The organism is Skermanella mucosa, assembly GCF_016765655.2.
GTDB lineage: Bacteria > Pseudomonadota > Alphaproteobacteria > Azospirillales > Azospirillaceae > Skermanella > Skermanella mucosa.
Window position 1 is genome coordinate 134,300 of the sequence record NZ_CP086109.1, and the last position, 13,316, is coordinate 147,615.

The window sequence follows — 13,316 nt, forward strand, 5'->3', positions numbered from 1 at the left end:
GGAATCGAAATGACCATGACCGACAGTTTCACGATGCCCGTCCGGATCACGATCCGGCCCTGCACCGAGGCGGACCTGCCGAACCTCGAATGGTTCGGCATGTTCACGGAGCACCGGGAGATCATCCGCCGGACCTTCGACCGCCAAGCCGCCGGCGAGACCGCGATGCTGTTGGCCGATGCCAACGGCTTTCCGGTCGGCCAGGTCTGGATCGACTATGCCCGGAAACCGGAGGAGGGCTGTGCGCTGCTCTGGGCCGTCAGGGTGATGGCGCCGTTCCAGCGGACCGGCATCGGTGCCCGGCTGGTCGGGGCCGCCGAGCGGGATATCCGGCGGCGCGCGGTGCCGTCGGCCGAAGTCGGCGTGGAGCGCCACAACGCGGAGGCCCGGCGCTTCTATGAAAGGCTAGGGTACCGATTCATCGGAACCCTGTCGGAAAGCTACAGCTATACGACGCCGGACGGGGTGAGCATGACGGTGCCGCTGGACGAGTGGATCTTCCGGAAGGAAGTCGGCGCTCATTCCAGATAGATTTCGAAGGTGATGCAGACGGAGTTGCGGCCGCGGACCAGCCGTCCCTCATGGATGATGCCGTCGATGTCCACCATGGCGATGTCGAGAGTCGCCGACGGCCTGGAACCCACGCCGGATTCAACGCTGCCCCGGGTGATCAGCACCTCGCTCGCATGGGACTGGACGGTTCGCCCGTCCTCGAACTCGGCTCCGACCAGACTGCCGAGCCCCCGTACAGTCGCCGAAGCCAGTCCATGGCGGATGCACAGGGTCTCGATCGCCTCGCAGACATCTTCGTTCGGACGGATGCGGGCAAGGACGCCGGACGCTCCGGTTCCCCGCGTGCCGACGGTTGTTTCCATCGGGCGGAACAGGGTGAAGTTGGTCTCGGGGTCGGCTTCCGCCACGAAGGTCGCGTCGGTCATTCCCCAGGCCCGAGCCTGTACGGGGGCTGCGATCACGGTCTCCGATGGGATCACGTGGCCGGCATGCCGCGAGCCGTCCGGCTCCGTCCAGACGCCATGGCAATGTATGAATGGAGCGTCGTCCCGCCGGCCGACGCTGACGCTGGCACGGTGGAGCAGGGACAGGCCGTCCACCCTGTAGGTCCGGCTATAGAAGGCGGCATGGTCCAGATCCGGCGACGGGGCCGGCAGCACATAGGTGAAGGGTTCCAGCGCGCCTGCCTCGATCTCGACCACGGCACCCGCGATCCCCGCCTGGAGGAGCGGCCGCGTGATTGCCTCGTTGATGGTCAGGCCGGGCTCCAACCTGAAGTCCAGCATCCTGGAGGTTCCCCCGCGGCTCTCGATACGTTCGGCCGAGACGGGACCCGGCTGCAGCAGCCTTCGTCTGGGAAGTGCGGCGTGTGATGACATGCTTACACCTGGCCTCGCTTCGAGGTGTGAATCGCTATTCGACGTCGAATAACGCCCTGCCCGACCCTGTTCCGATCCCGTCCCCGCCTCAGTCGCCGACCAGATCGTTCAGGAGATCCCGCAGCCTGCGGAATGCCGCCCGTTGCTGGTCGTCCAGCACGGCCTTGTGCCGCGTGAGCGCCGATACGTCGCTGCTGGTCCGCTTGATGCTCTTGCTGGCGCTGGCGAGCAGCTTGGAAACGTCGTCGGCCGAGGGCGCGCCGGCAGCTTGCCTGCCCTGCGCGCGCGCCTGGGCCACGGCCGGGTTCTTCTTAGTTTCGCGAAGCCCCCGGATGGTCAGCTTTCCGGCTTTGGCTTCCTCCCAAAGCTGCCTGCGGAGATCGGCGTCGTCGATGAAGGCCAGTTCCTGCAGGATCGATTTCGAGATCGATTTCCGGAACGCCGGATACTCCTGCAGCATCGCCTCGGGCAGCTTCAGGGTCGCCAGGGTCCGTGCGATCTCTCCCTGGCTCCTGGAGACGATCCGGCCCAGTTCCTCGTGGGTGTAACTGTGCCGTTCCAGAAGGCGGGCGAACGCCCTGGCCTCTTCCATGGCATCCAGGTCGGCGCGCTGAAGGTTCTCGATCAGCGCGATCTCGTCCAGGTCTCCGTCGGTGATGATGGCGAAGATTGTGTCGCGCCCGAGAAGCTGATGGGCTCGGAAGCGGCGCTCTCCGGCGGCGATGATGTATTTCCCGCCGGGAACCTGCTTCACCAGGATCGGCTGCTTCAGGCCCATCCGCTCGATGGAGTCGGCGAGACTTCGCAGTTCCTCCTCGTCGAAATACTTGCGGGGCTGGTCGGGATTGGGCGTGACCGACGTCAAGTCCACCTCGACCACCCGCGGGAAGTTGGTGCTGGTCCCGAACAGGACGTCGTTCTGGACCTGGGCCGCCGCCTTGCTCATCATGGACCGGCCTTGCTGGGCCTTCTTAAGCAGCGACATGGCCATCCTCCGCAGTCACGTAGTTGATCAGGGTCCGGGCGATCTCATGGTAGACCTCGGCGCCCGGCGCGTTGGGGGCGGCCTTGAGCAGGGGCAACTGGGCGCGGGCCGACTGGGTGAACTTCGTGGTCCGGGGGATCGGATCGAAGATCCGGATCACGTGCCCGAAAAGTTCGTGCAGCTCGTCCAAGGTCATCTTCTCGGCCGCATTGCGCGGCGTATACATGGTCGGCAGGATACCGAGGATCTGCAAGTCGGGATTGCTGCGGCGGCGCAGCTTGTTCGCCGTTTCCAGCAGCATCGAGACGCCAAGGCCGGCCAGCGTCTCCGTCTGCACCGGGACCAGAAGCTGGTCCGCCGCGTTCAGGGCATTGACGGTCAGCATCGACAGGGTAGGGCCGCAATCGATCAGGATGGCGTCGTAGGTCTCCCGCAGGGGAGATAGCCGGTCACGCATCGCCAACGGTCCGCCGTTCACCGGATCGGACGCCAGCTCGATATCCACATTGGCCAGGGCGATGGTGGAGGGTACCAAGTCGAACAGACCTTCGCAGACCGGAACGATGACGTCGCCGATGGGCTTTTCCTGCCGCAGGACAGGGTAGAGGGTCTTGCCGGCGGCATGGGCTTCGGCTTGGTCGATGCCCAGGTGGGCCGTGGCGCTCGCCTGCGGGTCGCTGTCGACCAGCACGGTCCTCAGCCCGGCAGTGGCGAGAAGGAAGGCGAGGTTGACCGCCGAACTCGTCTTGCCGACGCCGCCTTTCTGGTTGGCCACGGCCACGACCACGCTACGCCTCGGCCGGAGCGTCTTGGGCGCCATCTCGGCCGCGACGAACTTGGCCACCTGGGAAGGGATCCGCTCGGCCCCCGACTCCCACCGGGATATCCGCGCCTTGTCATAGCTGCGCCCGAGCTGGCCGTTCAGGTGCTCGGCGAATGTGCGCTGGTCCATGCCGCGACCTTCGCGCAGTGTCTTGAGTTCAGGGCCGATCATCGAAGCTCTCCGGTATTCGACGTCGAATAAGGAGTTCGCCGTCTTGGATTGCGGTGCCGGACCACATTACACAGTTGACGCAACAAGGCAAAGCCGAGTTGACGCACTGTCGAAGAGGGCAGGGGGATGTCACATTCCGGCATCACCGCAGGATCCCTCCGCCCTGTCCGAAAGGTGTCTACCCCTTGGCTAGCCAGAACGACACCGGCCGCGGCCTGTTCCGCACATCGATTGACTTCTTACCCGCCGGACGCGTTCAGGAGCCTTTTGGGATGCCCGATCGAAAGACCAACTTCGGCTTGGCCGCAGCCGCCTTCACGGGTTGCGCCAGCATGACCGCTGCCGCCATGGCGCAGGCGCCGCCGGAACCCACCGTCCCGGGGCCGGCAAACGGCCTTCCCCAGATCGGTCCGGAACCCTGGCAGGTCTGGCACCCGACCCCGGTGACGCCGATCGCCGAGCAGCTTTCCGATTTCCATGGGTTGCTGTTCGTCATCATGTTCGCGATCTGCGCCCTGGTGCTGGCCCTGCTGGCCTACGTGGTCATCCGGTTCAATTCCAAGAGCAACCCGACACCGTCGCGGACAACGCACAATACGGTGCTGGAGGTCGCCTGGACCGTCCTGCCCGTCGTGATCCTGGTCGTGATCGCGATCCCGTCTTTCCGGCTGCTCTATTTCCTGGACAATGTCGAGGAGTCGGAGGTGACGCTGAAGATCGTCGGGCACCAGTGGTACTGGGAGTACCAGTATCCGGACCATGGCGGTTTCTCGATCGCCAGCTATCAGGTTCCCGACGAGGATATCCAGCCCGACGGCCGCCGGATCCTGGACGTGGATAATCCGGTGGTCCTGCCGGTGGACACCAACATTCGGCTGCAGATCACTTCCGAGGACGTCATCCACTCCTGGGGCGTGCCGTCCCTGGGGTTCACGCGCGACGCCATTCCCGGACGCCTCAACGAGATCAACATCCGGATCGTCCGCGAGGGGCGGATCTATGGCCAGTGCCGGGAGATCTGCGGAACGGGCCACGCCGTCATGCCGGTCGTGGTGGACGCCGTTTCCAAGGAGCGCTTCGCCGAGTGGGTGGAGAGAGCCAAGGAGGAGTTCGCCGCCGCGGAGCCGCCGTCACCTCGCCAACTCGCCGAAACTCCGGCCGCTACCCTGGGAGCCGAGACGCCATGACCGACAGAGTGACAGGCCAGTCCGACCACGACCCGGTCAAGGGTCCGGGGGTCTACGACACCGGGGCACCGACGCACGCCGACGCCCATGGGCATCACGACGACCATATGCCGGGTTTCTTCGCCCGCTGGTTCCTCTCCACCAACCACAAGGACATCGGAACCCTCTACCTGCTCTTTTCGCTGGTGGCGGTGTTCTTCGGGCTGATCTTCTCGATCATCATGCGGGCCGAACTCCAGGCTCCGGGAACGCAGTTCATCAACGATGGCCAGCTGTGGAACGTCATCATCACGGCCCACGGGCTGATCATGGTGTTCTTCGTGGTCATGCCGGCGCTGATCGGCGGCTTCGGCAACTGGTTCGTGCCGCTGATGATCGGCGCGCCCGACATGGCCTTTCCCCGGCTGAATAACATCAGCTTCTGGCTGCTGGTCCCGGCCTTCCTGCTGCTGCTGGGATCCGCCTTCGTCGGCACCGGGGCGGGGACGGGCTGGACCATCTACCCGCCGCTCAGCTCCGCCCTGGGACATCCCGGCCCGGCGGTCGACATGGCGATCTTCGCCCTGCACCTGGCCGGCGCCTCGTCGATCCTGGGTGCCATCAACTTCATCACCACCATCTTCAACATGCGCGCTCCCGGCATGACGCTGCACAAGATGCCGCTGTTCGCCTGGGGCATGCTGGTCACGGCCTTCCTGCTGCTGCTGGCAGTGCCCGTGCTGGGCGGCGCCATCACCATGCTGCTGACCGACCGCAACTTCGGCACCACCTTCTTCGACCCGGCCGGCGGCGGCGACCCGGTGCTGTTCCAGCATCTGTTCTGGTTCTTCGGCCACCCCGAAGTCTATATCATGATCCTGCCGGGCTTCGGCATCATCAGCCACGTGATCTCGACCTTCTCCAGGAAGCCGATCTTCGGCTACCTGGGCATGGCCTACGCCATGGTCGCGATCGGCGTGGTCGGCTTCGTCGTGTGGGCCCACCACATGTTCTCGGTCGGGCTGGACGTGGATACCAAGGCCTATTTCACGGCCGCGACGATGATCATCGCGGTGCCGACGGGCATCAAGATCTTCTCCTGGATCGCCACCATGTGGGGCGGATCGATCGAGCTGAAGACGCCGATGCTGTTCTGCCTGGGCTTCATCTTCCTGTTCACCCTGGGCGGCGTCAGCGGCGTCGTGCTGGCGAACGGCAGCATCGACCAGACGTTGCACGACACCTACTACGTCGTGGCCCATTTCCACTACGTGCTGTCGCTGGGCGCGGTGTTCTCGATCTTCGCCGGCTGGTATTACTGGATCGGCAAGATGTCGGGCCGCCAGTATCCCGAATGGCTCGGCCAGGCGCATTTCTGGCTGACCTTCGTCGGCGCCAACCTGACCTTCTTCCCGCAGCATTTCCTGGGAGCGGCCGGTATGCCGCGGCGCATCGTCGATTATCCCGACGCCTTCGAGCCGTGGAACATGATCTCCTCCTACGGTTCCTACATCAGCTTCGCCGGCCACATGCTGTTCCTGTTCGGCGTCTTCTACACGCTGACCCGGGGGGCGAGGGTAGGGGCGAACTATTGGGGTCCCGGTGCCACCACGCTGGAATGGACGGTGTCCTCCCCGCCGCCGTTCCATGCCTTCAACGAACTGCCGCGCGTCCAGTAGACCGCGCGAGGCGAGGCGAGGTCCCGATCCCGGGACCTCGCCGCCATCCGTAAAGCGGTTGCTAAATATTAACCAACTTTGGCTACGATGGAGGTCAGCACCCGTTCCACAGATCGCGTGACCCCGTCAGATGCAAAACCCTTCCGCCTTCCTGAAGCGCCTGCGTTTCGGTCTGAACACCCTGGCCATCTCGGTCTGCCTGCTCGGCACCATCGTGACGGCCTGCCTCAACAACGAGACCAGGACGCAGGCGTCAGCGCTCGTGGCGCTCGGCTTCTTCGCCTGCTTCGTCGTCCTCTGGAGTTTCGTCCGCGAGGATATCGAGGAACGCGAGACCCTCGCCGATCACGACCGCTGATCTGAAGAACCCGCAGCACTTCCGCCGCTCCTGACCGTCTTCCGGTACAAGTGCCAGGTGGCGTGGCCGAGCACCGGCATGACGATGGCGAGGCCGACGAACAGCGGGATCGACCCGACCACGAGGCCGCACACGATCACCATGCCCCACGCGGCCATGGTGGTCGGATTGGCGGCGGCGACGCGGACCGAGGTATAGATCGCCGTGGCCACGCCAACCTTCCGGTCGAGCAGCAGCGGGAACGAGATCACGCTGATCGCCAGCACCAGCACGGCGAACAGGAAGCCCACGCCCACGCCGATGACGATCATCGCCCAGCCCGCGCTGGTCGTGAAGACATCCCGGACGAACGTCCCGAAGCTGTCGGGCGGCTCGGGGCCGAGGGTGGCGGCGTAGATTGCCTGCGCGCTCAGCAGCCACAGCAGGAAGATCCCGACCAGGATCAGGCCGAGGGCCAGGATGGAGCCGAACGAAGGCGAGCGGAGGACCCCGAAGGCGTCGGCCCAGTTGATCGTGACGCCCTGTTCCCGGCGCCGGCTCATCTCGTAGAGCCCGATCGCGGCGAACGGGCCGATCAGGGCGAAGCCGGATGCCAGGGGAAACAGCAGCTGGAACATGTCGCGGCCGAATGCCACCTGCGCCAGGACGAGGCCGACGATCGGATAGATTATGCAAAGGAAGATGACGTCGGTCCGGTACGCCCCGAAATCCTCGACGCCTTTCCTCAGAACCTCCCGCAGGTCCTTCGGCTCGATCCGGCAGATCCCCGGTACGAGCGAGTTCAACTCCCCCTTGGTGCCGTAGGCGGCGTGGCCGCCCGATCCGGCCGCGTGCGTCCCTTCCCTGAACTGGTCGGCTCCCCATTCGACGGGATTTCGGATGGTCATGTTCTTTCCTCCCGAACCACGAGCGTTGAATCGAGCATACTCCCATTGTCGGTGGATGATGACTCAATATGCCCCCGATGGCACTACTCAAATGGTCACGAACTATCGGACAGGATCGGCGCTCGTCCCGGCCCTTGCCAATCAGGTTGATCAATCATATTATGGAAAACCTTGACTGACAGAATCCTGAACGGCCTTTTGGGCCGGCGCCGAAAAACCGTCCTTATCCAACAAGAATAAGCGGGGCGAACAGGCTATGGCCGTGGCGATCGTTCTTGCGGTACTTGTGATCGGTTCCGTTATCTTCAGTCTGGTGAGCCCGTGGTGGTTCACTCCGCTCGCGTCGAACTGGGGGACGATCGACGATACCCTGATCATCACGTTCCTGATCACCGGAGTCGTCTTCTGCATCCTCGTCCTGTTCATGGCCTATGCGTGTTTCCGGTTCCGCCACCGGGAGGGAGTGACGGCCGCCTATGAGCCGGAGAGCAAGAAGCTGGAGCTTTGGCTGACCGGCCTGACGTCGGTCGGCATCGCCGCCATGCTGGCGCCCGGCCTGGTCGTCTGGGACGACTACGTCTCGGTCCCCGCCGAGGCGACCCCGGTGGAAGTCTTGGGCCAGCAGTGGGGCTGGAGCTTCCGGTTTCCGGGGACGGACGGCGTCCTGGGCACCGTGGATGCCCGGCGGATCGACGCGGACAACCCGTTCGGCCTCAACCCGGACGACCCCCAGGGGCAGGACGACATCCTGGTCGCGGGCGGCGAGCTTCGCCTGCCGGTCGACAGGCCGGTCAAGCTGCTGCTCCGCTCGGTCGACGTGCTGCATGATTTCTACGTTCCCCAGTTCCGGGCCAAGATGGACCTGGTGCCCGGCATGGTGACCTATTTCTGGCTGACCCCGACGCGGACCGGGACCTTCGAGATCCTGTGCGCCGAACTGTGCGGGGTCGGCCACTCCGCCATGCGCGGCACGGTCGTGGTGGTCGAGCCGGACGCCCACCGGCCCTGGCTCGAAGAGAACCCGACCTTCGCCCGGACCTGGAAAGGGCAGGGGGCGGCCGAGGAGTTCGCGGAGAACACCGAGGCGCCATAGAATCGAACGGCAAGGAAGACGGCAAGGAACAAGCGGAGGAAGGGCGTCATGGCTCAAACCGCGATCATCGACACCGGACACGACGAAGAGCACGAACATCCCGAGCCCCGGAGCTTCTTCACGAGGTACATCTGGAGCCAGGACCACAAGGTCATCGCGATCCAGTATTCCGTCACCGCCATCGGGATCGGGCTGGTGGCCCTGGTCCTGTCCTGGCTGATGCGGATGCAGATCGGCTTCCCCGGCACCTTCGGCTTCATCGACCAGGAAGCCTACTACCAGTACGTAACCATGCACGGGATGATCATGGTGGTCTACCTGCTCACGGCGCTGTTCCTGGGCGGGTTCGGCAACTACCTGATCCCGCTGATGATCGGCGCGCGGGACATGGTCTTCCCCTACGTCAACATGCTCAGCTACTGGACCTACCTGCTGGCCGTCATCGTCCTGGCCGCGAGCTTCTTCGTGCCCGGCGGGCCGACGGGGGCGGGGTGGACCCTGTATCCGCCGCAGGCGATCCTGCCCGGCACCGCGGGACGGGACTGGGGCATCATCCTGATGCTGGTCTCCCTCCTTATCTTCGTCGTCGCCTTCACCATGGGCGGGCTGAACTACGTGACCACCATCCTCCAGGCGCGTACCCGCGGCATGACGATGATGCGCCTGCCGCTGACCGTCTGGGGCATCTTCGTCGCGACCATCCTGGGGCTCCTGGCCTTCCCGGCGCTGTTCGTCAGCGGCGTGATGATGCTTCTCGACCGGGTCCTGCTGACCAGCTTCTTCATGCCGACCATCGTGTCCATGGGCGAACAGCTCCAGTACGGCGGCGGCAGCCCGCTGCTGTTCCAGCACCTGTTCTGGTTCTTCGGGCACCCGGAGGTCTATATCGTGGCGCTGCCCGGGTTCGGCATCGTCTCCGACCTGATCAGCACGCACGCGCGCAAGAACATCTTCGGCTACCGGATGATGGTCTGGGCGATCCTGGCGATCGGCGTGCTCAGCTTCGTGGTCTGGGCGCACCACATGTATGTCAGCGGCATGAACCCCTATTTCGGCTTCTTCTTCGCGACCACGACGCTGATCATCGCCGTCCCGACCGCGATCAAGGTCTACAACTGGGTGCTGACGCTGTGGCGGGGCGACATCCACATGACCGTCCCGATGCTGTTCTCGCTGGCGTTCGTCCTGACCTTCGTGTCCGGCGGCATGTCCGGGCTGTTCCTCGGCAACGTCGTCGTGGACGTGCCCTTGTCGGACACCTATTTCGTGGTCGCGCATTTCCACATGGTGATGGGCGTGGCGCCGGTGCTGGTCATCTTCGGCGCGATCTACCACTGGTACCCGAAGATCACCGGCCGCATGCTGCACGACGGGATGGGCAAGCTCCACTTCTGGATCACCTTCCTCGGCACCTACGCGATCTTCTTCCCGATGCATTACCTGGGGTTCGTGGGCATCCCGCGGCGCTACTACGACTTCGAGGGGATCGAGTTCATCCCGGACTCCGCCCACGACCTCAACGCCTTCATCACGGTCGCGGCGCTGGTCGTGGGCGCCGCCCAGATGCTGTTCCTGTTCAACCTGGCCTGGAGCGCGTTCCGGGGCAAGCCCGCCGGAGCGAACCCCTGGCGGGCCACCACCCTGGAATGGCAGACCCCGGAGACCCCGCCGGGGCATGGCAACTGGGGGCCGAGGCAGCCGGTGGTCCACCGCTGGGCCTACGACTACAGCGTGCCCGGCGCGGAACAGGACTTCCTGCCGCAGAACCATCCCTGGGAACCCGTCGACGCGCGGAAGCCCGCCGTACCACAGCCGGGCCACGGGGGAGCGCACCCATGAGCCTGTTCGGAGCCCTGTCGGCGAAACCCTGGCTGGAGAGCGGAAGCGGCGGGTTCCCGGTGTCCGGCAGGCTGCGGATACCGACCGCGAGGCTGGGCCTGATCTTCTTCCTGGTCGTGGTGACGGTGCTGTTCCTGCTGCTGACGGTCGCGTACCTGATGCGCATGGGATTCGGCGACTGGGTTCCCCTGTCCGAACCGCCGGTGCTGTGGCTCAACACTCTGGCCCTGGTCCTGAGCAGCGCCGCGTTCCAATGGTCCTGGGTCAGTGTCCGGAGGGGGCGGCGCGATGCCGCCAGGACGGGATTGCTGGCCGGAGGGCTGTTCGCCGCGCTTTTCCTTGCCGGGCAGCTGGTGGCCTGGCGGCAGCTCGACGCGCTCGGCTATTTCGTGGCGTCGAACCCGGCCAATACCTTCTTCTACCTGCTGTCGGCCCTGCACGCGCTGCATCTGCTGGGCGGACTGGTCGCCTGGGGACGGACCGCCTGGAAGTTCCGCCGCTCCGCCGGCACCAATGAACTCCGCCCCAGCATCGAGCTTTGCACTCTCTACTGGCACTTCCTGCTGGCCGTCTGGCTGGCGCTGTTCGGCCTGCTGCTGGCGGACAACGGTGGGGCGGACGCCATGCTCCAGCCGATGCAGCACATGCATTAGAACCGGAGGCACTTGGGGGAAACGCGGATGGCGCATCAGCAAGTCACCTACACGGCGGCTCCCGGGGCGGCTCCCGGGTCGGGCACCGTCGGGGAAGGCGTGGGCTGGCAGGGAATGGTCGACGACCTGTCCGCCGACCGGAAGGCCTTCAGGGACGTCCCCTGGGGCAAGGCCATGATGTGGTTCTTCCTGCTCAGCGACACCTTCGTCTTCGGCTGCTTCCTGACGTCCTACATGTCGGTGCGCATGTCGACCACGGAGCCGTGGCCCAACGCCAGCGAGGTCTTCGCCCTGACCATCGCCGGCGTGCACATACCCTTGATCCTGATCGCCATCATGACCTTCGTGCTGATCAGCAGCAGCGGCACCATGGCGATGGCGGTCAATTTCGCCTACCGCCGCGACCGCGCCCGGACGGCGGCCCTGATGCTGGCGACCGCGGCGCTGGGCGCGGCCTTCGTCGGCATGCAGGCCTTCGAATGGTCCAAGCTGATCGCCGAGGGCGTCCGGCCCTGGAGCAACCCGTTCGGCGCCACGCAGTTCGGATCGACCTTCTTCATGATCACCGGGTTCCACGGCCTGCACGTCACGGCCGGGGTGATCTATCTGACCATCGTCGCGCTGAAGGTCCGGCGCGGCGACTACGAGCGCCGGGGCAATTACCAGAACGTCGAGATCGCCGGCCTTTACTGGCACTTCGTCGATCTGGTCTGGGTGTTCATCTTCGCCTTCTTCTATCTGTGGTGAAAGGAATCGGGGTGGGAGGAACGCCATGAGCCACGTCGAGGGTCAGCAACATCCGGTCGGGACCTATCTCAAGGTATGGGGACTCCTGTTCGTCCTAAGCACATTATCCTATCTTGTGGATTTTTTCCAGCTCCAAGGCTATCTGCGCTGGACGTTGATCATCGTTTTCATGCTGCTGAAGGCCGGACTGATCGTCGCGGTGTTCATGCACCTGCAATGGGAGAGGCTGGCGCTGCGCTGCGTCGTCCTGGTGCCTCCCCTCGTGCTGCTGGTGCTGGTGGCGCTGATGGCCCTGGAGTCGGACTACGTCCTGCTGACGCGGGTCCTGTCGATCGGCTCCTGAGCCCCGGGACTATACCCGGATCGGGTAATAGGACGGCGGATCGCTGGCCGGGAAGGATTCGTCCGACGCCTCGTCCACCTTGTCCCAGGGGCGCCAGTCCCGGTCGCGCATCGCTTCGGGACCGGCCGGCCGCACCGGGTTGGGACTCCGGCGTTCGGCGGTGGCGTGCCGGCGGGCGCTCGACCGCACGGCCGAGGAGGCCAGCACGGCGGCGCCGATGCCGAGCGCCAGGCCGCCGAGGCCCCACGCCAGGGAACCGCCCGTTCCGCGTGGGGACGAGGAGCGCCAGCCGCCATCGACCCGGCTCCCTTCGGCCATGGGCTCGAACAAGTTGCCGCGGGTCACCACAGCCAGCCGGTCCTGGTGGAAGTGCATCCGGTCGACCATGCGGGCCATCATCCGCTCAGTCATGCCGGGCGCCACGGCGTGCTGAAGGGCGAGCATGCGGCCGCTGTTGCCGACGAACATTTCCCGCCGCGGCCGTTCCGCCAGCTCGACGAAGCTTTCGGCGACCCGTTCCGGGGCGTAGACCGGCGGCATGGCCCGCGGGGCGCGTCCCTCGTAATTGGCCGCGTGCTGGAACAGCGGCGTGTCGATGACCGCCGGCAGCACGGTGCAGATCCGGATGCCGGGCTCGTCCAGCCACTCCTCGCGCAGGCAGTCCGCCAGGCCGCGGATGGCGAACTTGCTGGCGACATAGGCGCTCGCGAAGGGTTCGGCCACATAGGCGTTCATGGAGGCGTTGTTGATCAGCACGCCCGCCCGGCGGCGGTGGAACCGGCGCAGCGCGGTCGCCGCCCCGTTCGCGTAGCCGAACAGGTTGGTCTCGATCACTTGGCGGAAGACGTCGGGCGGCACATCGTCGAAACGGCCCAGCGCCGTCACCCCCGCATTGTTGATCCAGACGTCGATCCGTCCGAACCGGTCCTCCGCCGCATTGGCAAGCCGCTCCACGGCGTCCGCGTCGGTCACGTCGGTCGGCACGGCGAGCGCCTCCGCGCCAAGCCTTTCGCATTCGCCGACCACCTCTCGCAGCAGGTGCTCCCGCCGTGCCGCCACGACCACCCGGGCGCCGCGCCGGGCGAAGGCATGGGCGGCGGCGCGGCCGATCCCGCTGGAAGCTCCCGTGATCACGACCACGGCATTGTTCAGGTGCTCCGGCATGGCGCTTGTCCTCTCTT

General features: G+C 65.4%; 14 protein-coding genes. 9 read left to right on the forward strand and 5 right to left on the reverse strand.

Translation table 11 applies throughout. From position 1 onward, the window contains the following. Window positions 1-15: 15 nt before the first annotated feature. Window positions 16-531, forward strand: coding sequence for a GNAT family N-acetyltransferase (locus JL100_RS35480; protein ID WP_202683851.1), 516 nt, complete (start codon window positions 16-18; stop codon window positions 529-531). Here the strand turns inward: JL100_RS35480 and JL100_RS35485 are convergent. From JL100_RS35485 to JL100_RS35495, 3 genes are all read right to left on the reverse strand, one after another. Further along, window positions 519-1,298, reverse strand: a complete 780-nt coding sequence (locus JL100_RS35485; protein ID WP_202683852.1) for a PCC domain-containing protein — start codon at window positions 1,296-1,298, stop codon at window positions 519-521. The genes JL100_RS35480 and JL100_RS35485 overlap by 13 nt on opposite strands. A gap of 181 nt (window positions 1,299-1,479) precedes the next feature. After that, on the reverse strand, window positions 1,480-2,376 hold the full coding sequence (locus JL100_RS35490) for a ParB/RepB/Spo0J family partition protein (RefSeq protein ID WP_202683853.1): 897 nt from the start codon (window positions 2,374-2,376) through the stop codon (window positions 1,480-1,482). Continuing rightward, window positions 2,363-3,370 carry an AAA family ATPase gene (locus JL100_RS35495; protein WP_202683854.1) on the reverse strand — a complete coding sequence of 336 codons (1,008 nt, stop codon included), beginning with the start codon at window positions 3,368-3,370 and terminating at the stop codon, window positions 2,363-2,365. The genes JL100_RS35490 and JL100_RS35495 overlap by 14 nt, the downstream gene beginning before the upstream one ends. Before the next feature lie 272 nt (window positions 3,371-3,642). On the opposite strand from JL100_RS35495, the gene coxB reads away from it, so the two are divergent. The 3 genes from coxB (at window position 3,643) to JL100_RS35510 (ending at window position 6,573) form a co-directional block, all read left to right on the forward strand. Next, a complete protein-coding gene (gene coxB / locus JL100_RS35500; RefSeq protein WP_228421830.1) occupies window positions 3,643-4,557 on the forward strand; it encodes a cytochrome c oxidase subunit II in 915 nt (304 codons plus the stop codon). A 107-nt stretch (window positions 4,558-4,664) separates the two neighbouring features. Continuing rightward, entirely contained in the window at window positions 4,665-6,215 is a 1,551-nt protein-coding gene (gene ctaD / locus JL100_RS35505) for a cytochrome c oxidase subunit I (protein ID WP_228421839.1), read from the forward strand. Window positions 6,216-6,345: 130 nt separating this feature from the next. Continuing rightward, window positions 6,346-6,573, forward strand: coding sequence for a hypothetical protein (locus JL100_RS35510; protein ID WP_202683856.1), 228 nt, complete (start codon window positions 6,346-6,348; stop codon window positions 6,571-6,573). On the opposite strand, the gene JL100_RS35515 is transcribed toward JL100_RS35510, so the two are convergent. After that, complete coding sequence (locus JL100_RS35515; protein ID WP_202683857.1) at window positions 6,561-7,460, reverse strand: DUF2189 domain-containing protein; 900 nt, start codon at window positions 7,458-7,460, stop codon at window positions 6,561-6,563. The genes JL100_RS35510 and JL100_RS35515 overlap by 13 nt on opposite strands. A gap of 256 nt (window positions 7,461-7,716) precedes the next feature. On the opposite strand from JL100_RS35515, the gene JL100_RS35520 reads away from it, so the two are divergent. From JL100_RS35520 to JL100_RS35540, 5 genes are all read left to right on the forward strand, one after another. Beyond that, window positions 7,717-8,553, forward strand: a complete 837-nt coding sequence (locus JL100_RS35520; protein WP_202683858.1) for a cytochrome c oxidase subunit II — start codon at window positions 7,717-7,719, stop codon at window positions 8,551-8,553. A 48-nt stretch (window positions 8,554-8,601) separates the two neighbouring features. Further along, complete coding sequence (locus JL100_RS35525; protein WP_202683859.1) at window positions 8,602-10,392, forward strand: cytochrome c oxidase subunit I; 1,791 nt, start codon at window positions 8,602-8,604, stop codon at window positions 10,390-10,392. Further along, window positions 10,389-11,045 (forward strand): cytochrome c oxidase subunit 3, encoded by a 657-nt coding sequence (locus tag JL100_RS35530; RefSeq protein ID WP_202683860.1) that lies wholly within the window; start codon window positions 10,389-10,391, stop codon window positions 11,043-11,045. The genes JL100_RS35525 and JL100_RS35530 overlap by 4 nt, the downstream gene beginning before the upstream one ends. Window positions 11,046-11,159: 114 nt before the next feature. Then, window positions 11,160-11,792: a heme-copper oxidase subunit III family protein gene (locus JL100_RS35535; RefSeq protein ID WP_228421841.1), complete on the forward strand. Its 633-nt coding sequence runs from the start codon at window positions 11,160-11,162 to the stop codon at window positions 11,790-11,792. A gap of 25 nt (window positions 11,793-11,817) precedes the next feature. Beyond that, window positions 11,818-12,135, forward strand: coding sequence for a cytochrome C oxidase subunit IV family protein (locus tag JL100_RS35540; protein ID WP_202683862.1), 318 nt, complete (start codon window positions 11,818-11,820; stop codon window positions 12,133-12,135). 9 nt (window positions 12,136-12,144) lie between these two features. On the opposite strand, the gene JL100_RS35545 is transcribed toward JL100_RS35540, so the two are convergent. Then, a complete protein-coding gene (locus JL100_RS35545) occupies window positions 12,145-13,299 on the reverse strand; it encodes an SDR family oxidoreductase (RefSeq protein WP_202683863.1) in 1,155 nt (384 codons plus the stop codon). Between the last annotated feature and the right edge of the window lie 17 nt (window positions 13,300-13,316).

Bases quoted from the DNA above. Each gene is read 5' to 3' on its own strand.
- JL100_RS35480 (WP_202683851.1), top strand. From the start codon at position 16: ATGACCGACAGTTTCACGATGCCCGTCCGGATCACGATCCGGCCCTGC.
- JL100_RS35485 (WP_202683852.1), bottom strand. From the start codon at position 1,298: ATGCTGGACTTCAGGTTGGAGCCCGGCCTGACCATCAACGAGGCAATC.
- JL100_RS35490 (WP_202683853.1), bottom strand. From the start codon at position 2,376: ATGTCGCTGCTTAAGAAGGCCCAGCAAGGCCGGTCCATGATGAGCAAG.
- JL100_RS35495 (WP_202683854.1), bottom strand. From the start codon at position 3,370: ATGATCGGCCCTGAACTCAAGACACTGCGCGAAGGTCGCGGCATGGAC.
- coxB (WP_228421830.1), top strand. From the start codon at position 3,643: ATGCCCGATCGAAAGACCAACTTCGGCTTGGCCGCAGCCGCCTTCACG.
- ctaD (WP_228421839.1), top strand. From the start codon at position 4,665: ATGCCGGGTTTCTTCGCCCGCTGGTTCCTCTCCACCAACCACAAGGAC.
- JL100_RS35510 (WP_202683856.1), top strand. From the start codon at position 6,346: ATGCAAAACCCTTCCGCCTTCCTGAAGCGCCTGCGTTTCGGTCTGAAC.
- JL100_RS35515 (WP_202683857.1), bottom strand. From the start codon at position 7,460: ATGACCATCCGAAATCCCGTCGAATGGGGAGCCGACCAGTTCAGGGAA.
- JL100_RS35520 (WP_202683858.1), top strand. From the start codon at position 7,717: ATGGCCGTGGCGATCGTTCTTGCGGTACTTGTGATCGGTTCCGTTATC.
- JL100_RS35525 (WP_202683859.1), top strand. From the start codon at position 8,602: ATGGCTCAAACCGCGATCATCGACACCGGACACGACGAAGAGCACGAA.
- JL100_RS35530 (WP_202683860.1), top strand. From the start codon at position 10,389: ATGAGCCTGTTCGGAGCCCTGTCGGCGAAACCCTGGCTGGAGAGCGGA.
- JL100_RS35535 (WP_228421841.1), top strand. From the start codon at position 11,160: ATGGTCGACGACCTGTCCGCCGACCGGAAGGCCTTCAGGGACGTCCCC.
- JL100_RS35540 (WP_202683862.1), top strand. From the start codon at position 11,818: ATGAGCCACGTCGAGGGTCAGCAACATCCGGTCGGGACCTATCTCAAG.
- JL100_RS35545 (WP_202683863.1), bottom strand. From the start codon at position 13,299: ATGCCGGAGCACCTGAACAATGCCGTGGTCGTGATCACGGGAGCTTCC.